The following is a 25,082-nucleotide window of genomic DNA, read 5'->3' as shown; positions in this document are numbered from 1 at the left end:
GCCGCGTCGTTCACTCCGGCTTCTCCGGCTTCTCCGGCGGCTCCTCCTCGGCGGGCAGGGTGAGGATGAAGCGCGTGCCGCCCGTGTAGCCGGTGTCCAGCTCGATCTGGCCGCCGTGATAGGCCATGATCTTGCGGCACAGCGCGAGCCCGATGCCCGTACCCCCGTACTGGTCGCGGTTGTGCAGCCGCTGGAAGATGAGGAAGATCTTCTCGGCGAAGCGCGGCTCGATGCCGATGCCGTTGTCCGTCACGGTGATGCGCCACACGTCCTCGGCGCGCTCGGCCTCGATGACGACCACGGGCTCGCGGTCGGGGTGGCGGAACTTCAGCGCGTTGCCGATGAGGTTCTGCCACAGCATCACCCACTGGGTGGGGTCGCCGCTGATCACCGGCAGGTCGCCCACGTCGACCCTGCCGCCGGAGTCCTCCAGCCGGGCACCGAGATTGCGCAGGGCCAGGTCCACGGCGTCGTTGAGGTCCAGCCGCACCGACTCGGCGTTGAGCCTGCCGATGCGCGAGAAGTTGAGCAGGTCGTTGATGAGCACCTGCATCCGCTTGGCGCCGTCGACGGCGAAGTGGATGTACTGCTTGGCCCGCTCGTCGAGGCTCTCGCCGTAACGCTGCTCCAGCATCTGGGTGAAGCTCGCGACCTTGCGGAGCGGCTCCTGCAGGTCGTGGCTCGCCACGTAGGCGAACTGCTCCAGCTCGCTGTTGGATCGCCTGAGCTCCTCGGCCTGCTGGGTGAGCAGCTCGCGCGACTGGCGGGTCTCCTCCAGTTCGGTGACGATCCGCCGCCGCATCGCCTCCATGTCGCGGGCCAGCGCCGCGACGTCGGCGGGACCGCCGGTGTCCACGTGGTGGCCGAAGTCGCCCGCGGTGACCCTGCGCGAGGCGACGCTCAGCCGGGTCAGCGGCCGGAACACCACCAGCCGCAGCAGCACGGCGAGCGCGAGGATGGTCAGCAGGAAGGCCACCACGATGGTGACGAAGCTGAGATCCCTGGAGGTTCTCGCCGAGGCCAGGTCGGCGCGGGCGTCCTCGCGGGCCCGCTCCCACGCCGACTCCTGTGCGGTCAGCGCGGCCCGCAGTGCGTCGAAGGCGTGCCTGCCGGCCTCGGTCTGGCCGGCGGGCACGCTCTCGGCGCCCTGGCGGCGGACGCGTTCGATCATCGGCTCGGCGTGCCGCGTGCGCCAGTCGGCGCTCAGCCGCTCGATCTGGTCGAGGCCACGCAGCATCGGCGCGCCGGGCGCCAGGTCGCGGATGGCCGTGGCGGCCTGCTTCTCGGTCACCTGCCCGCGCCGGTATGGATCGAGGAACTCCTCCTTGCCCGACAGGAGGAAGCCGCGCAGGCCGGTCTCCTGGTCGAGCAGGGCGGTCTGGACGCGCTCGGCCTGGAGCCTGGCGGGGGAGATGACATCGGTCAGCCGGTTGGAGACCTGCGTGGTGTGCCGGAGGACCGCCGAGCCCGCCACCGTGGACACCCCCAGCACGACGACCATCACGACGAGCACCAGGTTGAACCAGGCCTGAGCGCTCCAGCGCACGCTCACACCGTGCCCGGCGCGATCTCAACGGTGGGGAGCATGCCCGGAATCGTAGCGACACAGGGAGCCGGCGGCCCAATCGGCCTGGGCGGGCGGCGACGCACGTACGCCCACCAGGCCGGAAGATCTCAACCTGTGGGGTGACCGCGGCTCAGCCGCGTGGGGGATCGCGCCGGAACCCTGCGGGATTACTCACCGAATGATCCATTTGTCCACGTGTGACGGTTATCTGAAACCGTTTCCACACGTGCCCGAATCCACCCGCTCGCCGGGCCACGGCGTCCCGGGGCCGCTCTCCTGTCATGCCGTGGGGACACGGCCGGGCTTTCCGCTGCCCGGAACTCCCCGGCAGGCCGGGGCGGCACCGGTCGCGAAGCCCCGAAACGCGGGCTTCCCGCCGAGAGAGATGATCGATGAGACCGAGTCGAAGAGGTGAAGGCCGCCGCCGCAGGAGAGCGGCCCGGCTGTCCCGGGCGCTAGCGGCGATGCTGACGCTCGTGGTGACCGCGACCCTGCTCCACGGGGTCCCCGCCTCCGCCTACAGCGAGCCGGAGGCCCAGGACCCCGACGCGATCAACCAGCAGTTGCACGCCATCAGCCTCAGCCTGAACGACCCGCACTACTACAGGGACGTCATCCTCGGCCTGGTGCTCCCGGCCCGGGCGCAGGCGGCGCCGGGCAGGCCGGAGGCCGAGGTCGCCGCCGAGTTCCAGAGCCTGTCGGACTACCTCGACGCACGGCTCAAGGACGTCGGGAAGTCCCCGTGGGAGAACAAGGTCGCCGTCCTGACGACGATCAACCGCGCCGTCTCCGGGGATGCCCGGCTCGCGCCCGCCGCGGCGGCGCTCAAGGAGGCGTTCGCCGGGTTCGGCGCGACGCCCGGCCACGAGTACGACAACTGGCAGAACGCCGTGGCCGCGAACCAGTCCCTCGGGGACTCGGCCGGCGTCGCCCTCTCGGCGCTGAACCAGGCCTCCGCCAAGGCGACGCGGGGCATGGGCGCCGCACTCGGCGACGACAACGCCTACGTCAAGATCTGGGACGCGCGCGTCGGGGACGCCTCCGGCGCCAGCGCGGGCGCCACGACCGAAGAGCTGGTCGCCAAGTCCCCGTTGAAGGATCAGGTGAACTTCGACGCGATCTGGGCCTACGGCAAGGACGACCCCCGGTAGAAGGAGGAGATCCTCAAGCAGTTCCATCAACTCGTCGACAAGGCCAACTGGGAGGTGAAGAACGCGGTCCTGTCGATTGACGACCTGCAGCTCAAGTACGAAGGCGCCTACAAGTGGTCGAGCACCGCGCCGAGCGCCCCCACCGCCGAGAAGGAGCGCATCCTTAAGGAGTCGCAGGCGCGCCAGCGGGTGATCAGCGGCGTCGACGTGGGCGTGACCATCCTCGCCAAGCTGGTGGGCCTGGCCGATCCGCCCATGGCCAAGCGGATCGAGATCGTCGGGAAGACGGCCGTGAAGATCGCCTCGGCGATCAACGAGTACCTTCCCAAGATCGCGGGCCTGGGCGCCGTCGAGGCGATCTTCTCGGCGGGTACCGCCGCGTTCACCGGGAACATCGTCGGCGCGATCAGCGGCCTGCTGCCCCTGTTCCAGGCCGGTCAGCCGAGCCCCGAGCAGATGATGCTCGAACAGCTCGGCAAGCTCCGCCAGGAGGTCGCCGACCTGCACAAGGCCATGGACGAGCAGTTCGCCCGCGTGAACCAGAACCTCAACGTCATCTACGACGGCCTGATGGGCAGGTTCGACGAGGTGCTCAAGCTCCAGCAGGCGTCGGCGGCCCAGCTGACGGCGATCCAGGGGCAGTTGCAGGGCATCCAGCAGAGCGTGGACGTCTGGGCGGCCGAGATCATCAAGTCCCTCCAGAACGGCGAGCTCAAGGACGCCCGCGCCGGGATGAACGAGTACATCGGCTATGAGACGACGCACTCGCAGCCGATCCCGACGTTCGAGGAGTACGCCCACGTGGTGAACGACCTGCACTTCGCGGCCGTCACGCAGGCGCGCGAGGAGCCGTTCGTCCCCAGCCCCACCTCCTACCAGCAGCATGCCGGCGCTCCGGTCGCGGTGGTCGACACCTACGGGAGCTCCGGCGGGGCCAACGGCTTCCTGAGCTGGTACGGCAGGCAGAACTACGGCTGGCCCAAGCAGGCGTCCGGCTCTCCGAACCTGGCCGCCTGGCTCACCATGGCCAACGGCTTCACGCGGCTGGCCTCGGAGAACCCCGGCTACGCGAAGCGCATCAACGCCCAGCGCACCGCGGACATCGTCGCCGCGAGCCTGGACATCGACAAGGCGGCCCAGAAGCTGAGCGAGCCCCTGAACCCGCCCGCGGCGGACGGCACGTACACCAACCCGCTGTTCAAGGGGCTCACCAGGGACTACAAGGACGCCGTCGCCGGCCTGTCGGCGAAGCTCGTCCCGCTCCAGAAGGAGTACACCGACGCGAAGGGCTACAAGCTCTTCGGCACGCCCGACCAGGCGCCGCCGGCCGGCACGTCGCCCGCTACTTCCGAGAACCTCTCGACGTGCCCAGGGACCACTGTGACCAAGGACATCCGGACCCCGGGCGTCGTCTCCCTGGCCCAGATGCCGAACGCGGTGCTCATGGCGAACTACGCCCTGCCCGAGGCCGACCGTCCCGCGCTGTCGCTCTGCTACCAGGCGTTGCTGACGAACAAGGGCGGGCGCGGGGAGGGCCAGATCCTGGAGCAGTGGGCCGATCTCGCGGTCACCGTGAAGATGCGGCTCACCTGGCCCGACGGCAAGGTGGAGACGTTCCGCACCTGGACGCAGACCCAGCCTCTCGGCGTGATCTGCCGCACCCGCCTCGGGGTGCCGCTCCCCGGTGACCCCACCGTCTACTTCTGCCACGACCTCGCGTACTACCTCGACACGTGGGTGACCGGCGGCTACCGGCAGGTCTTCGACGCCAAGGCGACGTTCACCAGCGACGACGCGGTGCTCGCCGCCGCGCGGGACAAGGTGGCCAGGTTCCTCACCGGGCGCCAGAAGGCCTACTACGACAGGGTGGTCGCCGAGCTGACCGCCCCCGGCCGGCCCCTGTCCGACGCCAACGCCCAGGTGACCAAGAGCATGCGGCTGCTCCAGGCCTACACCGAGTCCGGCTGGGCGACCGCGCTCCGCCAGGACGAGATCATGCAGCTGATGCTGGGCGGGACCGAGCGGCTGCCTTCGGACCTCGGCGGCGACCCGCTGATCACCGACGTGTTCCGCAGGGCGCAGCAGAGCTACGCGGGGTGCGACCCCGTGGGCGGGGCCGGCTCGGCCTGCGCGAGCCCCGTCTCGTTCGACCCGTTCGTGGGGCAGTCGCACGAATGGCTGCGCGACTGTCTGAGCTGGTACGACAGGAGCCCGCTGCCAGCGGAGCTGTGGACCGGCGACCCGCTCGCCAACACCGTCCTCGGCTTCTCGCGGCACGCCGCGGACGTCCTGCTCTCACGGTACGAGAAGCACTCCAAGGAACTCGCCTCCGGCGTCTACGCCGAGGGCGTCCCCGAGGTCAAGAACATGATCGCGGTGGTGGAGAGCTTCGACGCCGTCCTGCGCGCCCCGGCGGCGTAGGAACCGGTATCCGAGAGGCGCGCGGGCCGGCCGTACGGCACGCGCGCCTCGTCACCGGCCCCCGCTCGCACAATCCACCGCCCGCGAAGGGCAACCAGAGGAAGACCTATGCGAAGAAGAACCGCGGCAGGCCTGGCCACGGGCCTGCTGTCCCCCCTGCTGCTGGCCATGGCGGTCCTCCCGGCCCAGGCCGGCACGTCCGCCCGTACGGCGGCACCGTCCGCGACCGCTCCCGTCAACGTGGTCCGGGCCGCCGGGAAGGACCCGGGCGGCAAGCCCGGGGGAGCCGGCGAGACCAAGGGATCGGGAAAGACCAAGCCGTACACGCCCACCGAGGCCGACCGCAGGGCGCTGCCGTCGCTCGCCGCCCAGAAGGCCGCCGGCCCGGCGACGACCAGGCTGGACAGGCCCCCGGCCGGCTTCTCCTCGGCCGAGCCGCCGAAATCCGCGGCTCCCGGGCAGAACTCCCTGGCCGCCACCGTCGTCGGGTACTTCGACGAGATCAGGTTCGAGCCCGGACTGGCCAGGCTCAGGGGGTGGGCGCTCAATCAGTCGGCTCCCGCCGGCGCCGTCCAGGTCGTCGCGAGAAAGGAGACCGGGGAGCAGAACTGGGGCGTGGCCAACGCCTACCGGCCCGACGTCGGGAACGGCGACTACCACGGCTTCGACTTCACCGTCCCCCTCCCGGCGGCCAGGGGAGCGCACACGATCTGCGTGCAGGCGTACGTCAACTACACGTACACGAACCTGGGCTGCATCGGCTATGACACGCGCCCGTTCGGCGCGATCGAGCGGGAGGACACGGTGGCCGTCTCCAGCGGGCGGTTCTCCGTCCTGCGCGGGTGGCTGATCGACCCCTACACCTACGGCCCGGCGCAGGTCGACGTCATCAGGGACACGACGCAGGTGCTCACGGTGCCCGCCCAGCTCACGCACCAGGGTGCGGCTCAGGCCTATCCGGCCTACGGGCCGAGCCACGGCTTCGAGGTGTGGGTGCGGCACGACCTGCCGAACGGGAAGCACACGATCTGCCTGAACGGCTCCGCGGCGGGCGTGAGGACCTCCCTGGGCTGCAGGGACCATGACGAGGACCACGGCGTCCAGGGGGCCCTGGACGAGGTGACCTGGCAGGGCGAGAACGTGCTGGTCAGGGGCTGGACGCTCGACCTCGACACCACCGATCCCCTCTGGGTGTCGATCAGCGCGGGCGGTAAGATCGTCAAGACCGTCCCCGCGAACGTCTCCCGTCCGGACATCGGCGCCGCCTTCCCGCAGTACGGGGCGCACCACGGCTTCGAGACCACCGTTCCCGCCGCCCTGGACGAGCAGGAGATCACCGTCACGGCGAAGAACATCGCCATGGGCGCCGACGTGACGTGGAGCAAACTCTACGACGGCTCGTCGGGGCCGTGCCGCTGCCTCAGGGAGAACTTCGAGTCGGGCTCGCTGGGCAAGTCGCTGTACTTCCGGGCGCAGGGGCAGCTCACGGCGGACCCGGCCAGGCTGGTTTCGGGCAAGTACTCCTCGTACGGCGAGGCCCCGGCGACGCAGGAGTGGCAGGAGTTCCTGTGGTCGGACCCGGCCAAGCTGAAGCTCGCGCCGCTGACCTCCTACACGGTGACCTTCAAGTACCGGCTGCTCGGGCCGGACGGATCCCCGGCCCACCCGTACGTCCTCGCGCGCACCGCGAGCGGCGGGATCGCGCAGGACGCCGGGTTCACCAAGTGGGACGAGACCTCTGACGGTGATGTGAAGACGGCTTCGGTGACGTTCACGACCAAGAACTTCGCCGACTACTACCTGATCTGGGGGCTGAACAAGGGCGGCGCCATCGCCGTCGACGACATCGTGCTGAACGGCTCGACCAGGCGCGGCTGACGCAGCCCGGGGACGGCCGAGGGACATGGCCGTGACGGGCGGGTGCCATCACCGGCGCCCGCCCGTCACGGCCGCCGTCCGGGCCCGGCGGCCCGGTGCAAGCGGTGATCAAGCGCCGGGCGCTACGGTCGCGGGGTGTCGGACAACGCGGCGTTCATCGTGGGGACCATCGGTGCGATCATGGCCGTTCTCGGAGGCGCGGTCATCTTGAACGCGCGCGACTTCCGCAGGCGGGGCCGGCGCGGGCGCGCCCAGGTGGTGCGGCTGCACGCGGTCGGGGCCGGCGGCACCCGGAGGGAGAGGCGGCTCAATTCGGTCTACCACCCGGTTCTGCGGTTCACGACCGAGGATGGCGAGCAGATCGAGGCCGAGTCCCCTGTGGGCAGCAACCCGCCGCCCGCCAGGCCCGGCGACCGGGTTCCGATCATCTACGACCCGGCGGACCCCACGCAGGTGCGCATCGACAGCGTGCTCGGCGGCGGGGCCCTGCTCGGAGCGCTCCTCGCCGGCTTCGGCCTGCTGCTCCTCGTACTCGGAGTGCGTGCGGGCGTCGCCTTCCTCTAGACGCGTCAGGGGGTGTGGGAGACGCGGTCGGCGGTGCGCCGCGGGTGCGCGCGCATGATCTCGCTGGCCGCCCCGGCGTCGCGCCGCTCGACCGCCTCGGCGAACTCGCGGTGCTCGGAGCTGCCGCGGCGTCCCATCAGAGGCGCCGCGACCTTGGCCTCCTCAGGACGGGCTTGATCCGGAGGTGAGCGCGGCGCTAACCGCCGCCTGCGCGGCCGTTCACCTATCTCTCTGTAGTTTCACGACTACTCAGAGTGATAGGAGAGACGTCCGTTGACCAATGCCTGGCGACGGCTGGCCGGCTTCAACGGGCGGGTCCGGCTGCTTCTGCTCAACCAGTTCACCGTCAAGCTCGGCTTCAACCTGCTGATGCCGTACCTGGCGAGCCACCTCACCCAGGGGCTCGGGTACGCGGCGTGGGTGGTGGGCCTGGTGCTCAGCGTGCGCAACATCAGCCAGCGGGGGATGTGCCTGGCCGGAGGGCACCTCGCCGACCGGCTCGGCTGCAAGCGGGCCATCGTGGCCGGCTGCGCGCTGCGCACGGCGGGCTTCGCGCTGCTCGGGGTGGCCTGCACCATTCCGACCCTGCTTGCCGCCTCCGCGCTGACCGGGTTCGCCGGGGCGCTGTTCGACCCCGGCGTGCGGGCGTACCTGGCGCAGGAGGCGGGCGACCGCAGGGTGGAGGCGTTCGGGCTGTTCAACATCGCCGGGCAGGCCGGCCTGCTGCTCGGCCCGCTGGCCGGGCTCGCCCTCGCGGGCCTGGACTTCCGCGCCGTCTCGGTCGTGGCGGCGGCGCTGTTCGCGGTGCTCACCGTGCTCCAGGCGCGGGCGCTTCCCGCGCGGGCGGGCGGCGCGCCCGCTCAGGGACAAGCCTGGCGGACGGTGCTCACCAACCGCCTGTTCCTGGCGTTCTCCCTCGCCATGACCACGTCGTACGTGCTGTCCTTCCAGGTCTACCTGGCGCTGCCGCTGGTGATGGGGGACGCGCTCGGCGAGGAGCAGGACATCGGCATGGGCCAGATGTTCGCGCTGTCCGCCCTCGTCGTCATCGTCGGCCAGCCGAGGGTCACCGCCTGGGCGCGCCGGCGCTGGTCCTCCACCCAGAGCCTGGTGCGCGGCCTCGCGGTGACCGGGGCCGCGTTCGTCCCGCTGGTGGTCGTCGGCTCGCCCGCCGCCCTCCGCACCGGCCCCGAGGAGCTGGGGGAACTGGTCGGGATCACGCCGATCCTGCTCACCGCGGTGCTGCTCGCGCTCGGCACGATGCTGATCTGCCCGTTCGAGATGGACGTGATCGTCGTCCTGGCCCGGGGCCGGCTGGTGGCCACCCACTATGGCCTGTACGCCACCGTGTCCGGCGTCTGCATCACGCTCGGCGGCCTCGCGACGGGGGCGATGTGGGACTTCGCGGGCGGGCACGGGGTCCACCGGCTGCCCTGGATCGCCATGGCCGTGGTCGGCCTGTGCGGCGCGGCCGGCCTCGCCAGGCTGGAGAGCACCGGCCGCCTGCCGCAGCCGGCGTCTCCCTCGGCATGACGCCCCGGCCGGGGTTCTACAGCGGCTTGTCCACCAAGGAGTCGGTTACTCCATTTCCTCACGTTATGACACGTTCGTGTCGAATGACTGGTTGTGGTACACCCACCCTGAATCCGCGGGCGCCCGTGGCCGGTGGCTCCGGTTGGGACCATGCCGTGACCACTTGGACGGCGAAACGGGCTCAGGGGGGACTACCGTTTACGGAGTGGAGGAGATCGATCGCCAAATCGTGACGCTGCTGGCCGCGGACGGGCGCATGAGCTTCACCGACCTCGCCAAGGAGACCGGCCTGTCGGTGTCGGCCGTGCACCAGCGGGTGCGCAGGCTGGAGAAGCGCGGCGTCATCAGGAGCTACGCCGCCCTGGTCGACCACGACGCGATCGGCCTGCCGCTCACCGCGTTCGTGTCGATCAAGCCCATCGACCCCTCCGCCCCGGACGACGCCCCCGAGAAGCTGGAGCACCTGACCGCCATCGAGGCCTGTCACAGTGTCGCGGGCGACGAGAGCTACATCCTCAAGGTGCGGGTGAGGTCCCCGATCGCGCTGGAGCACCTGCTCCAGCAGATCAGGGCCTCGGCCAACGTCTCCACCCGCACCACCATCGTGCTGAGCACCCCGTACGAGCACCGCACGCCCGACCTCACGGCCGGCACCTCCTAGCGGTCGCGCGGCGGCGGGGTCCCCGCCGCCGCTCACTCCCCGGAACGGGTTCAGACCGGCGTGGACACGGCCCCGGTGAAGGCCGCCCTCAGGCGCTCCGCCGCGGCCCGCCCGGCGCCGAGCCGGTCCAGGCCGAGCAGCGCGGCGCCGACGATGGGCGGCACGTCGGCGACCACCAGCGTGGCCCGGGGGGCCTGCGCGGCGTACCTGGCCCCGACCAGCTCCATCAGCAGCGGGTCGCGGGCGGTCAGCACGCCGCCGCCGAGCACGACCTCGCAGGGCTCGGCGAGCAGGCCGAGGCGGCGCAGCGCCACCACCCCCATGACGGCCACCTCGTCGGCCTGGCGTTCCACCAGCGCCCTCGCGACGGCGTCCCCCTCGGACGCCGCCGCGAACAGGTCGGGCACGAGGCCGTGGAGCCGCTCCGAGGACAGGTCGCCGAAGTGCAGCCCGAGGACCACCTCCTCGGCCCGCCGTGCGCCGAAGAACAGGCGGACCGCGTCCAGCAGGAGGGTCGCCGGGCCCCGGCCGTCCTCGGCGCGCACGGCGTGCCAGAGCACCTCCTCGCCCAGCCCGAGGCCGCCGCCCCAGTCCCCGCTGATCTTGCCGAGAGCCGGGTACCTGGCCACCTCGCCGGTGGGGGAGACCCCGACCGCGTTGATACCGGCGCCGCAGACCACCGCCACGCCCCACGGCTCCGACGCCCCCGCGCGCAGCAGCGCGAACGTGTCGTTGCCGACGACGACCTCGCGGCCGTACCCACGGCTGAGGATCTCCTCCCGGAGCAGATCCTCCTCGATCGGAAGGTCCGCCCCGGCCACGTAGGCGGCGACGTGGTCGGCGTACGGGGGCGGGGTGCCCGCGCCGAGCGCGAGCCGCACGGCCTCCCCGATCACGTCGATCGCGGCGGGCACTCCCGCGCTCTGCGGGACGAACCCCGCGCCCCGGCCCCGGGCGAGGACGGTGCCGTCCTCGCCGACCAGGGCCACGTCGGTCTTGCTGTTCCCGCCGTCGACGGCGAGCACGGTCCTCACGCCCGCACCGCCCCGTCGCCGGCCCAGGGGAGGAACGAGCGGTTGGCCGCGACCAGCCGCTCGGCCAGGTCCGCCGACAGGGACGCCTGCCCGATCAGCGGGTTGGCGAGCAGGGCGTCGGTGACCCGGTCCACGCCGCCGTGCAGCGCCGCTTCGAGGGCGAGCGCCTCGTAGGCGGTGACGTGGGCGATGAGCCCCGCGTACAGCGGCTCGACCGGGTCGACGGGCAGTGCCACGGCTCCGGAGGCCCCGACGCGCGCCGGCACCTCGATCACCGCGTCGTCGGGGAGGAACGGCAGCGTGCCGTCGTTGCGCAGGTTGACGACCTGGGTGTCCCCCCGGTCGTTGACCAGTGAGGCGATCAGCGCGACCGCCGACTCCGAGTAGAAGGCGCCGCCCCGCTTCTCCAGCAGCTCGGGCTTGGTGTCCACGGCCGGGTCGGCGTACATCGCGAGCAGCGACTCCTCCATGGCCGCGACCTCGGCCGCCCGCGAGGGCTTGGACCTCTGCTCGGCCACCACGGCGTCGTGCTCGTAGAAGTAGCGCAGGTAGTACGACGGCACGACGCCGAGCCTGCGGATGAGCGGCGCGGGCAGGCCGACGTCGGCGGCGATCTCCTCGCCGTGCTCGGCGAGCACCTGGGGGAGCACGTCCTTTCCGTCCAGGTAGACGGCCCGCTCCCAGGTCAGGTGGTTGAGCCCGACGTGGCCCAGCGAGATGCGGTCCGGCGTGACCCCGAGGCCGGCGGCGAAGCGCCGCTGGAAGCCGATCGCCACGTTGCACAGGCCGATGGCCCGGTGCCCCGCCCGCAGCAGCGCCCGCGTGACGATGCCCACCGGGTTGGTGAAGTCCACGATCCACGCGTCCGGGGCGGCCTTGGCCACCCGTTCGGCGATGTCGAGCACGATCGGCACGGTGCGCAGCGCCTTCGCCAGGCCCCCCACCCCCGTGGTCTCCTGCCCGACGCAGCCGCACGCGAGGGGCAGCGTCTCGTCGACGGCGCGCGCCGCCTGTCCGCCGACCCGCAGCTGGAGCAGTACGGCCTGCGCTCCCGCGACCCCGTCCTCGATGGTGGTGGCCGTGCTCACCGTGGCCGGATGACCGGCCCGCAGCAGCATCCGCGACGCCATCGCCGACACCAGGGACAGGCGCCGCTCGTCGGGATCGATGAGCACGATCTCCGACAGCGGCAGCTCGTCGCGCAGGCGGGCGAACCCGTCGATCAGCTCCGGCGTGTAGGTGGAGCCGCCCCCGACAACGGCCAGTTTCATCACTTGACTCCCGTCAGCTTTACGCCTTCGATGAATGCCTTCTGGGCGAAGAAGAAAACGACGATCACCGGTGCCATGGCGAGCAGGGTGGCGGCCATGGTCAGGTTCCACTGGACGCGGTGCACGGCTCTGAAGGATGCGAGGCCGAGCGACAGCGTCCAGTGCGAGGTGTCGGTCCCCGCGTACAGCAGGGGCCCGTAGTAGTCGTTCCAGCAGTAGAAGAACTGGAACAGCGCGACGGCGGCGATCGCGGGCCGCGCCATCGGCAGGATGACCCGTATCAGGGTGCGGAACTCGCCGCAGCCGTCCACGCGCGCGGCGTCGGAGTACTCCTTCGGGATCGTCACCAGGAACTGCCGGAGCAGGAAGATGGAGAACGCGTCGCCGAGCAGCATGGGAATGATCAGCGGCCACAGCGTCCCCGTGAGGTGGAACCGTGCCCAGATCAGGTAGATCGGCACGGCCACGACCTGCGGCGGCAGCATCATGGTGGTGATCACCAGCAGGAACGCCAGCTTGCGCCCCCGGAAGCGGAACCGCGCCAGCGCGTACGCCACCGGGATCGACGAGACCAGCATGAACACGGTGGCGAGCACCGAGTACATCAGCGTGTTGAGGATCCAGGTGAGCAGGGGCGCCTTCACGAAGATGTCGCCGAAGTTGCCCCACTCCCAGTCCGCGGGCCACAGCTGCGAGGTGAGGGCCTGGTGGTCGGTCATGACGGCGGTCAGGCCGATGAAGACCAGCGGGCCGAGGAACATGATCGCGAGCGCGAGGGCGAGCGCGTGGGTGGCGATCCACCCCAGCGCGGCGCGCCTGCGGTGGTCGCGCGGCCGGCGCGCGCCGGCCGCGCGGGCCGTCGGAGACGGCGTGAGGGCAACGGTCATGCCTCCTCCTCGGCGAGGCCACGGAACTGGCGCAGCAGGAAGATCGTGAACACCATCGACACCGCGAAGAGGATCAGCGCCAGAACGCAGGCGTAACCCATCGCGAAGTCACGGAAACCCTCCTGGAAGAGCCACTCGGGGAAGGTCAGGGTGGACTGGTCGGGATAGCCGGGGGTGAAGACCGACCCGGCGGAGTCGGTGGACCCCGACGCCACCCGGGCGGCCACCATGGCCTGGGTGAAGTACTGAAGCGTCTGGATCACCCCGGTGATGGTGGCGAACATCAGCACCGGCCTGATCACCGGCAGGGTGATGTGGAAGAACTGCCGCCACCCGCCGGCCCCGTCCAGGGCCGCGGCCTCGTAGAGCTGCTTGGGCACGTCCAGCAGAGCAGCCAGGAAGATGACCATGAGGTCGCCCACCGACCACAGCGCCAGCAGCGTCAGCCCCGGCTTGGACCAGGCGGGGTCGCCGAACCAGTCGGGAGAGGGGATGCCGACCGCGTTGAGGATCGTCGGCACCGGCCCCGTGCCCGGGTTGAGCAGGAACACGAAGCCCAGCGTCCCGGCGACCAGCGGCACCAGCGAGGGAAGGTAGAAGATCGTCCGGAAGAACCCGACGCCCGCCTTCAGCTTGGTCACCAGCTGTGCCACGCCGAGGCCGAACAGCACCCGCAGCGGCACCATGACCGCGACGAGCCACAGCGTGTTCCTGATGGACGTCCAGGCCGCCTCGTCCTGCCAGAAGTACTTGTAGTTCAGGAACCCGACCGGTTCGAGGGTGAACAGGTCGTAGCGCTGGAAGGAGAAGTAGACGGTCGCGATCAGCGGGTACGCGAAGAAGACCGTGAACCCGACCAGCCAGGGGGACAGGTAGAGCAGCGCCATGAGGCCCCCGCGGTACCGGCCCTTGTGCCTGGCCGGCACCGCGGTCCCCCCGCGCCCGAGCGTCGTCGTGGCCATGTGATCAGTTGCCCGCGGTCAGCTTGAGCTTGTCGTTGATCTTCTTGTCCGCCTCGGTCAGTACCGCGCCCAGATCGGGCGCCCGGCCGGACTCCCACTTGATCTGCGCCTCCTGCAGGGTCTGCTGGTTGAACACCGAGTTGATGTGCGCGGGCAGCGTGCTGCTGTTGGGGTTGGCGAAGATGTCGAGGAAGGTCTGGAAGTTGGCGTCCTTGTCCAGCTTCGGCGACTGGAGCGCGGGCAGCGTGCTCGGCACGTTGCGGAGCGCGTTGGACAGGCTCACCACGGCGTCGGTGTCGGTGGTCAGGTACTTCACCAGGTCCCAGGCCGCCTCGGGGTGCTCGGCGCCGCGCGGGATGCCGATGACCGTGCCCGCGATGAAGCCGCCACCGTAAAGCTGGGGCTTGTCGTCGGCCACCGGGAGCGGGGCGGTGCCGTAGTCGAGGTCCTTGGCGTCGGCGGCGATCATGGCGTTGCGCCACTCTCCGTCGATCGCCATGGCGACCTTGCCCTTGTTGAACGGGTTGTCCGCCGACCACTCGTCGCCCAGGCTCTTGCGGAACTTCTCCAGCTTGTCGTACCCGAACCAGTCGACCAGGTCCTTCTGCCAGGTCATGAGCTGCTTCCACGCCGGGTCGGAGCCGATCGCCGAGGTGCCGTCGGGGTTGGTCCACTTGGCGCCGACCATCGTGCCGGTGTGGATCGGGGCGTTCTCGTACATCTGACTGCTGGGGACGAAGCCGGCGACCTTGATGTTCCCCTGCGCGTCGCGCACGGTGAGCTTCTTGGCCAGGGCCGTCAGCTCGCTGAGCGTCTTCGGCGGCTCGGCGCCCTTCATCAGCTTCTTGTTGTAGTACAGGCCGTAGGTGTCGGCGAGCATGGGCATCACGCAGCGCTTGCCCTCGTACTGGGTGTACTCCGCGATCACCTTGGGGAAGATCGATTCGTCGATCTTGCTAGCGGCCAGGTACGGCTTGAGGTCCTGGAAGATCCCGGTCTTGCAGAAGGTCGCCACGCTGTCGGTGGTGAACGACAGCGCCACGTCCGGCGGGTTGCCGCCGCGGGCCGACTGGATGATCTGGTCGTCCTGGATCGCCTTGGTCGTGTTGACCGTGATCCACGGATACTTCTGCTTGAACCCGGCCAGGGCGTCGTCGAACGCCTTGAGCTCGTTGTCGGCGCTGAAGCCGTGCCACATGGTGATCGTGACGGGCTGCCGGTCCGGCGTGCTTCCCGCGGCCGGGGGCTTCGGCGCGTTCTCGGTGCCCGCCGTGCAGGCGGCCGACGCGAGCACGGCGAGACCCGCCGCCGCGACGAGCAGCAGAGGTGATTTCACGGGGGATGCCTCCCATGGGGTGGTGGATGATCAGGAGGGTCGGGCTAGGAGGGGACGGTCGAGCTGAAGATCTCGTCACGGGCCGTGGCGAGGGCGAGGCCGAGGGCGCCGGTCAGCACCGGGTTGGTCTCGACGGTGGACATCCGCACGGGCGGGCGCGGGAAGGTCAGCGCGTGCAGCTCCTGCTCGACGAGCTCGGACAGCACGTCCCCACCGGCGAGCAGCATGCCGCCGGTCAGCACGACCAGCTCGGGATCGACCACCGCGGTGATCGGCGCGAGGCCCATGGCCAGGCGCGCCGCGATCTCGCGCAGCGCCCGCCCGGCGCGCTCGCCCCGGACGCCGCCCAGCGCGGCGTCCCGTACGGCGTTGCGTATGGCGTGCGCGGGGTCCTGGCCGCGCAGGCCGTGGGAGCGCATGAGCTTCAGCACGGCGGGGCCGCCCGCGAGGGCCTGGAAGCCGTGGTCGCCGCGCTTGCCGGTCTCCCTGGACGTCGGCGCGCCCACGGTGGGCATGTAGCCGACCTCCCCGGCGCCGCCGGTGGCCCCCCGGTGGAGCCTCCCGCCGAGCACCAGCGCGGCTCCTATGCCCTCGTCGGCCCACAGCAGCACGAAGTCGTCGTGGCCGCGCGCGATGCCGTGGGCCTGCTCGGTCAGGGCGACGAGGTTCACGTCGTTCTCCACGTCGACCGGCACGCCGAGCCCGTCGCGCAGCGTGCCCACGAGGTCGGGGATGTGCCAGCCCGGGATGTGGGCGGCGTAGCCCAGCCTGGCCGTGACGGGGTTGACGGCTCCCTGGATGCCGATCACGACGCGGTGCAGGGCGGCCGGGTCGACCCCCGCCTGGAGGCAGGCCCCGTTGACGGCGTTGCGCACCTTCTCGACCACGTCGCCGGCGCTCCTGCCGGGGGTGGGCAGGCGGTACTCCGCCATCACGGCGCCGGTGATGTCGGCGACCGAGGCCGCGATGCGCGCGGGGGTCACGTCGAGCGCGACCACGAACGCGGCCAGGGGGTTGATGCGGTACAGCTCCGCCGTGCGGCCGGGCAGGCCCTCCCGGATGCCGTCCAGCACGACCAGGCCGGCGTCCTGCAGCCGCGAGAGCAACTGGGAGGCGGTGGGCTTGGAAAGGCCCGTGAGCGCTCCGAGCTCGGGACGGGTGAGCGGCCCGCGTTCGAGCAGAACCTGGAGGGCGGCGCGATCGTTGATCGCCCGCAACAGACTCGGCGTTCCCGGCTGCGTGTTCACCGTACCGCTCCTCGTTCCAGCCGCCGGCGCGCCCTATACACGGGACCGTTCCGGCAGAAGTTAGGAAAGGTTCCTAACTTGTAAGGAACGTACAGGCACGGCCCCGAGCAGGGTCAATAGCCGCTACCAACCTGTGACCAGGTTGGTAGCGGGCGAGGGCGGGCTGACGTGCCGTGATCCCGCCGGCGAGCCTGGCGGGGAAACGAAAAAGCCGCCTCGGAGGGCGGCGGAGTGAACGGAATGTCCTCGGATCGATCTGCTATTCTGAGGCCTTGTCGTCACATTAAACATAAATAGCATAAAAGGCCCGGAGTTTCACATTACTACCAATAATAATGAAGCAGGGGCTACCCGTCAAATCGAGCTCGCCAAGGAGCAGGAATACGTCACCGGGCTCTACGAGCGGCTCGACCTGCTGCGGGCGCGCACGCGGAAGCAGCTTGACGGCGTACTCGCCCAGGGCGGTGGCGGCACCCACCAGAACCGCTCCGAGCGCGACTCGTTCGCCGGGATGTACTCCGAGCGCCTCGCGCGGCTGTGGGCCGTCGAGAACGGCCTGTGTTTCGGGCGCCTCGACCTTACGGGGGAGAAACCCCTCTATATCGGCCGCCTGGGCCTGTCGGACGACGACCAGGCACGGCTGCTCATCGACTGGCGCGCCCCGGTGGCCCAGCCGTTCTACCGCGCCACGCCCGCCGTCCCGATGGGCGTGACCCGCAGGCGCCATCTGCAGACCAGGGGACGGCGCGTCATCGGCGTCGACGACGACCTGCTCGACCTCGACCGGCTGACCGAGGCCGACCGCGCCACGCTCAACGGCGAGGCGGCCCTGCTGGCCGCCCTGGACGAGAAGCGCACCGGGCGCATGCGCGACATCGTGGCCACCATCCAGGGCGAGCAGGACCGCGTCATCCGCAGCGACCTCAACGGCATGCTGGTGGTGCAGGGGGGTCCTGGCACAGGCAAGACCGTCGTCGCCCTGCACCGCGCCGCCTACCTGCTCTACACCCACCGCGAGCGGCTGGCGCGCCGGGGCGTGCTGATCGTCGGCCCGAACCTCACCTTCCTGCGCTACATCGAGCAGGTGCTGCCCTCCCTGGGCGAGACCGACGTCCTGCTGTCCACGGTCGCCGAGCTGTACCCCGGGATCACCGCCACGGCGCGCGAGTCCGCCCGGGCCGCCGAGATCAAGGGCTCCATCCGGATGGCCGACGTGGTGGCGAAGGCCGTGCACGACCGCCAGCGGGTGCCGAGGCGGCCGATCGACATCGACCTCGGCAGGTACACCCTCCGGCTGGACCAGCGCACCTGCGACGCGGCCAGGAACCGCGCCGCGCGCAGCCGTCGCCCGCACAACCAGGCCAGGGCCGTCTTCGTCCGTCACATCCTGAACGCGCTGGCCAAACAGGCCGCCAAGGCGCTCGGCCGTGGCATGCTCGACGAGGGCGACCTCGCCGACCTGCGCGAGGACCTGCGCACCGAGCCCGCCGTGAAGACGGCGCTCAACCGTCTGTGGCCCTACCTCACCCCCCAGCGGCTCCTCATCGGCCTGTTCGGCTCCCGCGAGCGCATGGCGTACGCCGGGCTCACCCCCGCCGAGCAGGACGCGCTGTACCGCGAGGTCCCGCGCGGCGGCGGCGACCACTGGACCGAGGCCGACGTGCCGCTGCTGGACGAGGCCGCCGAGTTGCTCGGCGACATCGACGCCGGGGTGCTCCGCGCCGCCGCGATGCACGCCGAGGAGGAGCTCGCCGCCGCCCGGCGCGCCGAGGAGGCCGAACGCGACTCCGAGCTGACCTACGCCCGCGAGGTCCTCGAACTGACCGGCATGTCGGACATCATGGACGCCGAGCGGTTCGCCGCCAGGCACCGGGGCGACGACATCCACCTGACGACCGCCGAGCGCGCCGCCGCCGACCGCACGTGGGCGTACGGGCACATCATCGTGGACGAGGCGCAGGAGCTGTCGGCCATGGCCTGGCGCATGCTGATGCGCCACAGCCCGAACCGGTCGATGACCATCGTCGGGGACATCGCCCAGACCGGCTCGGTCGCGGGAACCGCCTCCTGGGGGCAGGTCCTCGACTCCTACGCGGGCGGGCGCTGGCGCGAGGAGACCCTCACCGTCAACTACCGCACCCCTGTGGAGCTGATGGCCGTCGCCGCCGACGTGCTCAAGCTGGTCGGCCCGGACCTCAGGGCTCCCGAGTCGGTCCGCGAGACCGGCGTACGGCCCTGGGCGCGCCGCGTCGGCGGCACCGGCGAGCTGGGCCCGATCGTGCGCGGCGAGATCGTCGAGGGCGGCCGGCTCGTCGTGATCGTCCCCGAGACCCGCGCGGCCGAGCTCGGCGAGGCCGTGACCTCGTCGGTCCCCGGCGCGGTGGCCGGGCCGGGAGCCGACGCGCTGGAGGCCCCGGTCGCCGTGCTGACCGTCGCGGACGCCAAGGGCCTGGAATTCGACGGAGTCGTCGTCGTGGAACCCGGCGAGATCCTGGCCGAGTCGCCACGCGGGGCCAGCGATCTTTACGTCGCCCTGACCCGGGCGACCCGGAGGCTTGGGGTCGTCCACACCGGGGAACTGCCCGCCGTGCTGTCCAGGTGCGCCGGCACGTGACCGGCGGGGGCCCGCGTCACGCCGCGCGAGTGGAGCGAGCGCCATAAATACGCCTCCCCGAGTGCGGACATCGGTACACATGACGGCATTGACGGCACTCACGTCTCCTGTCCTAGCTGCGAAAACTTGGTGTTTCCGCTGATCGGGACACGGTTGACATCTGAGCTGAGGTCGGTAGTTTGCTGGACAGTCCAGCACGGGACTACCGGTTGGCCGTCTTCAGACATCGTCGGATTCTGCGTCATGACGGAGCACGACTCCGTCTGCTCAGCCAGGCGCAGCGCTGGCGTTCCGTCGAGTCGGGGCACCCCAGCCGGATGGGGGGTTGGACCCGGGAGGGGCCTGGACACCCAGTAGACAACGGAACTCCGCGCTCGCCGCCGACGGGACGGATCCGGTCCGAAGGGTCGTCCAGGCCCTCTTCCCGTCCCGTGCCGCAACCGCAGTGTGGTTCCTGGGTTCCCCGCGCAAGCAGGGGGAGACCCAGGGATCACCATGCGTGATCTTTCGCCGCCGCGCCAGCCCGGCGGTTGGAGCCGGGTCCGCTGGGCGGTAGCGTTCGGTGGTTACCGATGGACCCGTGAGAGAAGACCCCGCCCCTGTGGCCCAGCGAACGGTGCAGGACGACCAGCGGGCGCCGGCCGTTTCCGGCGCTCCGTCTCGTTCGCGCGTCCTGTGGCGGCTCGCGTCCTGCCTGGTGGGCGGGGTGCTGCTGTTCCTGGCCTTCCCCCCGGCGGGGCTGTGGTTCCTCGCGCCCCCCGGTGTCGCGCTGCTCACGCTCGCGGTCCGCGGCGTCCGCGCCCGCCGGGCCGCCTGGCTCGGGTACCTCGGCGGCGCCGCCTTCCTGTTCCCCGCGCTCGCCTGGGTGCGGCCGATCGGCGACGACGCGTGGCTGATCCTGGTGGCGGTCGAGAGCCTGTTCTTCGCCGCGATGTCCGCCGGGGTCGCCCTGGTCGCCCGGCTGCGCGCCTGGCCCCTGTGGGTCGCCGCCCTGTGGGTCGCGCAGGAGTGGGCCAGGGGGTTGTTCCCGGTGGGCGGCTTCCCCTGGGTGCGCGTCGCGTTCAGCCAGGGCCGCTCGGCGTTCACCCCGTACGCGGCGCTCGGCGGCGCGCCGCTGGTCACCTTCGCGGTGGTGCTCTGCGGGGCCCTGCTGGCCCTGCTCGCCGTACGGCTCGCGCCCCGGCGGTGGACCAGGGAGATCGCGTTCCTGCTGGCCGGTGCGGTGGCGGTGCCCCTGCTCGGGTACGCCGTGCCGCGCCCCGGCGCCGAGGCGGGGAGCGTGCGGGTCGGCGTGATCCAGGGCGACGTTCCGGGCCAGGGCATGGGCTTCCTCGGCGACGAGCCCTCCGTCGTGCTGCGCAACCACGCCGACAAGACCCACGAGCTGGCGCGGGCGGTCCGGGCGGGGAAGGTCCAAAGGCCCGACATCGTGGTGTGGCCTGAAAATTCCACGGACATCGACCCCTATCGCAGCTCCTTCGCCTACGGGATCATCGACTCGGCCGTACGCGACATCGGGGTGCCGGTGCTGGTGGGCGCGGTGGTGCGATCAGCGGACGGGCAGCACAGGTACACGCGAGGCATCGTGTGGGACCCGGCGAGCGGTCCCGGCGCCTACTATGACAAGCGAAAGCTTGTGCCGTTCGGCGAGTTCGTCCCCTTCAAGGACCTTCTCGCGAAGTTCATCAAACGCATCAACCTCGTCGGCCTGCAGTCGCTGGCCGGCACCCGCGACGGTGATCTGAGGATGGGGCCGGTGACGGTGGGCGCGGTCGAGTGCTACGAGGTGGCCTTCGACGACATCGTGCGGAGCACCGTGCGCGCCGGCGGCACCCCGATCGTGGTGCAGACCAACAACGCCACCTACGCCCTCACCAACCTCCCGCCCCAGCAGCTCGCCATGTCGCAGCTGCGGGCCGTGGAGCACAACCGGGCGGTGATCACCGCCGCCACGACGGGCATCTCGGCCTACGTCGACCCGGGCGGCCAGGTGCACTGGCGGACCGCCGAGCGGGTCGCGGACATGGCCGTGGTGACCGTCCCGGCCCGTACGGGTGAGACCCTCGCGACCCGAGTCGGGGCCCTGCCTGAGTGGGCCCTGCTGCTGGCCGGGGCAGGCGCCCTTGCAGCCGCCCTCCGGCGGCGCCCGGCGCCACAACAGGACCGAACCGATGAAACCGATGAAGAGGACGGGTGATGGAGCGGATCCTCGGGCGGGTACTTGTCATCGTTCCCACGTACAACGAGCGCGAGAACCTGCCGATGATCGCGGGACGGCTGCGGGCGGCGGTGCCCGACGCCCACCTGCTGGTCGCCGACGACAACAGCCCCGACGGCACCGGGGCCGTGGCCGACGAGCTCGCCGCCGGCGACGACCACGTCCACGTGCTCCACCGCACCAGCAAGCAGGGGCTCGGCGCCGCCTACATCGCCGGGTTCCGCTGGGGCCTCTCCCAGGGCTTCGACGTGCTGGTCGAGATGGACGCCGACGGCTCCCACAAGCCCGAGGAGCTCCCCCTGCTGCTCGACGCGCTGTCGAACGGCGCCGACCTCGTGATCGGGTCGCGCTGGGTGCCCGGGGGCAAGGTGGTCAACTGGCCGGCCCGGCGGGAGTTCCTGTCGCGTGGGGCCAACACCTACGCCCGCCTCATGCTGGGCCTGCCGGTGCGCGACACCACGGCGGGCTTCCGCGCCTACCGCGCCTCGACGCTGGAGAAGATCGGGCTGGACGACGTGGAGTCCCAGGGCTACTGCTTCCAGGTCGACCTGACCCTGCGCACCATCCGCAACGGCCTGCGGGTCGTCGAGGTGCCGATCACGTTCGTCGACCGCATCGTCGGGGCGAGCAAGATGAGCCGCTCGGTCGTCGCCGAGGCCCTGTGGCGGGTCACCCTGTGGGGTGTCGCCGGGCTGCCGCGCCGCATCAGCAGGGCCCGCTGACCTCTCGCCGCCCACCGCGCAGCGGGGCCGGGCCCCACTGCGCCGGCGGGTCGCCAGAGGTGACCGTCTTGAGCAGGTGAGGGGCGAGAGCCGCCGCCTGGGCCCGGATCTCGGGGATCGCGGTGGTCTCGTAGCGCGTTCCGCGAAGTGTCGGCCCGAGCGTGACGATCCGGTCGTCCGGCCGTCCCGCCGCGTCCAGCACCCTGCCGCCCGCATCGGCGTCCAGCCCGAGCCCCAGCGGGTCGAGCCGCACCAGGCCGTCGCCGAGCAGGCGAGCCACCAGAGGGTCCCGGGCGATGCCGAACGCGGGGCCGGTGCCGTTCACCAGCCGGCCGACGCGCAGCTCGCGAGCCGTGATCCCGTCGTCCACCTGGACGGCCAGCCCTCCGTGCCCGGGCGCGGCGCCGGTCACCCGGCCGCGGAGCACCCGCAGGCGGCCGGTCGCCCGCAACTCGGCGACGCGGTCGGCGGTCGCGGGCGGGACGCGGTGGCGGTGGACCTCCCAGTAGCGGGCGGCCAGGCTCAGGAACCGCCGCTGCTCGCCCGTGGGAAGCCGCGACCACAGCTCCGGTACGCGGGGTCGCAGGCCGTCGACCACGCCGTACCAGTCGCCGTCGTTGTCCCGGACGGCGGCGCGGACCGCTCGCAGCAGAGCCGCGAGGCCCAGGGGGCCGTCCGGTATCGGTGTCTCGACGCAGGGCGGGGAGGGGCGCCGGTGCGGCCGGGGGAGCAGCCCGTGCCGGGACACCGCGTACACCACCGCCTCGGGGGACGCCCGGGTCACGGTGACCGCGATGTCCACCATGGTCAGGCCGGTGCCCACCACCAGCACGTCGCCATGCTCGCCGATCCCGGCGAGGGCGCCGGGGGCCCAGGGGTCGGGGACGTAGCGGTCGTCGCCCGCGAGGTGGGGCCAGGCCGTGCCCGCGGGGTCGCCGGTGGGGTTCCCGGTGGCCAGCACGGCGGCGTCGGCCTCGACGGACCGCCCGTCCGACAGGTGCACGCACAGCGACCCCTGCCGGGTGATCGCCCGCGCCGTGCCGGTCACCCGGGTCACCCGGTGGCCGGGCCCGGTCGCGGCGTCCAGGACATGGCGCAGGTAGCGGCCGTAGGCCTCACGGGGGAAGAAGTCGGACGCGGCCACGTCGAGGCCGCTCTCGCGGGCCCACGTCAGCAGATGGCCGCGGTCGTCCTCCAGCGCGCTCATCTTGTCGACGCAGGCGTTGAGGAGATGGTGCGGGTCGGTCGTGGAGTAGGCCTGCCCGAGCGCGTGCCTGCCGTACCGGTCGATCAGCGTCACGCGCAGCGGCGTCCCTCGCGCCCGGGCGAGGTGGAGCAGGTGGATCGCCGCCAGCGTGCCGCTGGCGCCGCCGCCCACGACCGCGACCACAGGAGAGCTCGCCACGCGGCCAGCTTAGCAGAGTTTTCCTACATGTTAAGTAGGTAATATCCGAGTTGCCTGGGTCACGCCATAACGCTTGCCTGTGAATCATGGTCCCGGTTCGCCGGCACGCCGCCGCCCGTGGAACGCTCTAGCCAGGCGAGCGGTGAGGATCAGGTGAGGATCAGGTGTCATCGGGTAGCGGGGGATCGGCATGGCGGCGCGCCGCCCGGAAGATCGCCTCAGCCGCGGGGGCTCTCGCGGTGGCGCTGGTCCTGGCGAGCTGCGCCTCCGGCGGCACCGCGGGCGACGCGGCTCCCGCCCAGCCGGCGCCGACGCCCGGCGCCGGGGTGAGCAAACCGCCGGGAGCCGACCCCGCGTGGCCACGCTGGGGGTTCACCCACACAGGGGTCAGCGCCAACAACGTCACCGATCGCTTCGAGCAGGACGTGGCGCGGACGCTCGCCCAGACCCCGATGCTGCAGAACCAGCACATCATGGGGTTCGGGGCGCTCAACCCCGAGCCGCGGCCGCAGGAGTTCTTCTGGGAGGACCTCGACAGCCGCACGAACCTCATGAGGCAGTCCGGCGGCACGCAGATCATCACGCTCTGCTGCGCCCCCGACTGGATGAAGGGCGGCCCCGAGGGTCCGACCCAGGAGTCCGCCTGGAAGGAGCACCTGGAGGACGCCCCCTACCCCGAGCACTTCGACGACTTCGCCAAGCTGTCGGCGGCCGTCGCCGCGAAGTACCCCGACGTCGGGTACTTCATGGTGTGGAACGAGCTCAAGGGCTTCTGGAAGGACCACTCCAAGCCCGCGGACATCAAGGGCTACACCGAGCTCTACAACAAGGTCTACGACGCGGTGAAGGCCGTACGGCCCGACGCCAAGATCGGCGGCCCCTACATCGGCTTCGACAGCAACAAGACCGGGAACTCCGAGCTGCGGGGCCCGTGGGGGGTCGTCAACCAGAACGCCCTGGACGCCTTCGAGTACTGGTTCAAGAACAAGAAGGGCGCCGACTTCGTCGTGGTCGACGGCGCCTCGCTGACCGACGCGCACCAGATGCTCCCCGACGCGTTCGGGGCGCTGGGCAAGTTCAGCGCGGTCACCACCTGGCTGCGCCAGAAGACCGGTGACCTGCCGGTCTGGTGGTCGGAGTGGTACTTCGTCCCCGAGGACGGCACCACGTGGTCCGAGCCCATGCGGCTCGCCGTCCAGGCCGCCTCCATGATGGAGTTCGCCAGGAGCGGCGCCACCACGGCGCTGTACTGGAACCCGCAGGCCAAGCAGGGCGCCTGCCAGGGCTGCATGTGGGACCCCCTCACCGGCGCCGCGCTCCCGACCGGCCGGCTGGTGAGCGACTTCGCCAGGTGGTTCCCCGCCGGAGCCGACGTGGAGCAGGTCACCACCTCCGATCCCAAGGTGCGGGCCCTGGCGCAGCCCCGGCAACTGGTGATGGTCAACACCGCGGGCGCCCAGATCACCGCGACCGTGGACGGCGAGCAGTTCACTCTGCGGCCCTACGAGATCAGGTGGAGCGACCGCTAGCCCCCGGACGACGGCGAAGCGCGGCGGCCGGGTGCGCCTCGCCGTCGGCCAGGCCGGGCGGGCCGGATGTTGTGCGGCCAGG

The 25,082-nt window shown here is 71.3% G+C and carries 20 protein-coding genes; 10 read left to right on the top strand and 10 right to left on the bottom strand.

The genetic code is table 11. The annotated features are described in order from the left end of the window. Positions 1–10: 10 nt before the first annotated feature. Positions 11–1,546, bottom strand: a complete 1,536-nt coding sequence (locus tag ACOZ38_RS22220) for a sensor histidine kinase (RefSeq protein ID WP_424533110.1) — start codon at positions 1,544–1,546, stop codon at positions 11–13. A gap of 485 nt (positions 1,547–2,031) precedes the next feature. On the opposite strand from ACOZ38_RS22220, the gene ACOZ38_RS22215 reads away from it, so the two are divergent. From ACOZ38_RS22215 to ACOZ38_RS22200, 4 genes are all read left to right on the top strand, one after another. Then, the gene (locus tag ACOZ38_RS22215; protein ID WP_424533109.1) at positions 2,032–2,718 is read left to right on the top strand and encodes a hypothetical protein; all 687 of its coding nucleotides are present in this window, start codon (positions 2,032–2,034) and stop codon (positions 2,716–2,718) included. A gap of 54 nt (positions 2,719–2,772) precedes the next feature. Continuing rightward, positions 2,773–5,139 carry a hypothetical protein gene (locus tag ACOZ38_RS22210; protein ID WP_424533108.1) on the top strand — a complete coding sequence of 789 codons (2,367 nt, stop codon included), beginning with the start codon at positions 2,773–2,775 and terminating at the stop codon, positions 5,137–5,139. A 108-nt stretch (positions 5,140–5,247) separates the two neighbouring features. Next, positions 5,248–7,017, top strand: coding sequence for a hypothetical protein (locus ACOZ38_RS22205; protein ID WP_424533107.1), 1,770 nt, complete (start codon positions 5,248–5,250; stop codon positions 7,015–7,017). 135 nt (positions 7,018–7,152) lie between these two features. Beyond that, complete coding sequence (locus ACOZ38_RS22200; RefSeq protein WP_424533106.1) at positions 7,153–7,581, top strand: DUF3592 domain-containing protein; 429 nt, start codon at positions 7,153–7,155, stop codon at positions 7,579–7,581. Between the two features lie 5 nt (positions 7,582–7,586). Here ACOZ38_RS22200 and ACOZ38_RS22195 read toward each other — a convergent pair whose 3' ends face one another. Then, positions 7,587–7,718: a hypothetical protein gene (locus ACOZ38_RS22195; RefSeq protein WP_424533105.1), complete on the bottom strand. Its 132-nt coding sequence runs from the start codon at positions 7,716–7,718 to the stop codon at positions 7,587–7,589. Positions 7,719–7,854: 136 nt separating this feature from the next. On the opposite strand from ACOZ38_RS22195, the gene ACOZ38_RS22190 reads away from it, so the two are divergent. Together ACOZ38_RS22190 and ACOZ38_RS22185 are read left to right on the top strand one after the other, a co-directional pair. Beyond that, positions 7,855–9,114 carry an MFS transporter gene (locus ACOZ38_RS22190; protein WP_424533104.1) on the top strand — a complete coding sequence of 420 codons (1,260 nt, stop codon included), beginning with the start codon at positions 7,855–7,857 and terminating at the stop codon, positions 9,112–9,114. Positions 9,115–9,319: 205 nt separating this feature from the next. Next, positions 9,320–9,775: an Lrp/AsnC family transcriptional regulator gene (locus ACOZ38_RS22185; protein ID WP_363921502.1), complete on the top strand. Its 456-nt coding sequence runs from the start codon at positions 9,320–9,322 to the stop codon at positions 9,773–9,775. A 50-nt stretch (positions 9,776–9,825) separates the two neighbouring features. Here ACOZ38_RS22185 and ACOZ38_RS22180 read toward each other — a convergent pair whose 3' ends face one another. The 7 genes from ACOZ38_RS22180 to ACOZ38_RS22150 form a co-directional block, all read right to left on the bottom strand. Beyond that, complete coding sequence (locus tag ACOZ38_RS22180; RefSeq protein ID WP_424533103.1) at positions 9,826–10,809, bottom strand: N-acetylglucosamine kinase; 984 nt, start codon at positions 10,807–10,809, stop codon at positions 9,826–9,828. Then, positions 10,806–12,080 (bottom strand): 6-phospho-beta-glucosidase, encoded by a 1,275-nt coding sequence (locus tag ACOZ38_RS22175; protein ID WP_424533102.1) that lies wholly within the window; start codon positions 12,078–12,080, stop codon positions 10,806–10,808. The genes ACOZ38_RS22180 and ACOZ38_RS22175 overlap by 4 nt, the downstream gene beginning before the upstream one ends. Next, complete coding sequence (locus ACOZ38_RS22170; RefSeq protein WP_424533101.1) at positions 12,080–12,967, bottom strand: carbohydrate ABC transporter permease; 888 nt, start codon at positions 12,965–12,967, stop codon at positions 12,080–12,082. The genes ACOZ38_RS22175 and ACOZ38_RS22170 overlap by 1 nt, the downstream gene beginning before the upstream one ends. Next, on the bottom strand, positions 12,964–13,929 hold the full coding sequence (locus ACOZ38_RS22165) for a carbohydrate ABC transporter permease (RefSeq protein ID WP_405148326.1): 966 nt from the start codon (positions 13,927–13,929) through the stop codon (positions 12,964–12,966). Before ACOZ38_RS22165 ends, ACOZ38_RS22170 begins: the two co-directional genes overlap by 4 nt. A gap of 4 nt (positions 13,930–13,933) precedes the next feature. Next, a complete protein-coding gene (locus tag ACOZ38_RS22160; protein ID WP_424533100.1) occupies positions 13,934–15,265 on the bottom strand; it encodes an ABC transporter substrate-binding protein in 1,332 nt (443 codons plus the stop codon). Positions 15,266–15,309: 44 nt separating this feature from the next. Next, positions 15,310–16,512 carry an ROK family transcriptional regulator gene (locus tag ACOZ38_RS22155; RefSeq protein WP_424533099.1) on the bottom strand — a complete coding sequence of 401 codons (1,203 nt, stop codon included), beginning with the start codon at positions 16,510–16,512 and terminating at the stop codon, positions 15,310–15,312. Positions 16,513–16,795: 283 nt separating this feature from the next. Continuing rightward, positions 16,796–16,990 carry a hypothetical protein gene (locus ACOZ38_RS22150; protein ID WP_424533098.1) on the bottom strand — a complete coding sequence of 65 codons (195 nt, stop codon included), beginning with the start codon at positions 16,988–16,990 and terminating at the stop codon, positions 16,796–16,798. 33 nt (positions 16,991–17,023) lie between these two features. On the opposite strand from ACOZ38_RS22150, the gene ACOZ38_RS22145 reads away from it, so the two are divergent. From ACOZ38_RS22145 to ACOZ38_RS22135, 3 genes are all read left to right on the top strand, one after another. Further along, entirely contained in the window at positions 17,024–19,126 is a 2,103-nt protein-coding gene (locus ACOZ38_RS22145; protein WP_424533097.1) for a HelD family protein, read from the top strand. 580 nt (positions 19,127–19,706) lie between these two features. Beyond that, positions 19,707–21,323, top strand: a complete 1,617-nt coding sequence (gene lnt / locus ACOZ38_RS22140; protein ID WP_424533096.1) for an apolipoprotein N-acyltransferase — start codon at positions 19,707–19,709, stop codon at positions 21,321–21,323. Then, entirely contained in the window at positions 21,323–22,066 is a 744-nt protein-coding gene (locus tag ACOZ38_RS22135; RefSeq protein ID WP_405148334.1) for a polyprenol monophosphomannose synthase, read from the top strand. The genes lnt and ACOZ38_RS22135 overlap by 1 nt, the downstream gene beginning before the upstream one ends. On the opposite strand, the gene ACOZ38_RS22130 is transcribed toward ACOZ38_RS22135, so the two are convergent. Further along, positions 22,050–23,471 (bottom strand): FAD/NAD(P)-binding protein, encoded by a 1,422-nt coding sequence (locus tag ACOZ38_RS22130; protein ID WP_424533095.1) that lies wholly within the window; start codon positions 23,469–23,471, stop codon positions 22,050–22,052. The genes ACOZ38_RS22135 and ACOZ38_RS22130 overlap by 17 nt on opposite strands. A 164-nt stretch (positions 23,472–23,635) precedes the next feature. On the opposite strand from ACOZ38_RS22130, the gene ACOZ38_RS22125 reads away from it, so the two are divergent. Beyond that, on the top strand, positions 23,636–25,000 hold the full coding sequence (locus ACOZ38_RS22125) for a xylan 1,4-beta-xylosidase (RefSeq protein WP_424533094.1): 1,365 nt from the start codon (positions 23,636–23,638) through the stop codon (positions 24,998–25,000). Positions 25,001–25,082: the final 82 nt, after the last annotated feature.

The organism is Sphaerisporangium viridialbum, from assembly GCF_049674955.1.
Taxonomy (GTDB): domain Bacteria; phylum Actinomycetota; class Actinomycetes; order Streptosporangiales; family Streptosporangiaceae; genus Sphaerisporangium; species Sphaerisporangium viridialbum.
Note: the sequence above shows the minus strand (reverse complement) of the source record. Positions and strands in the feature narration are given on the sequence as shown.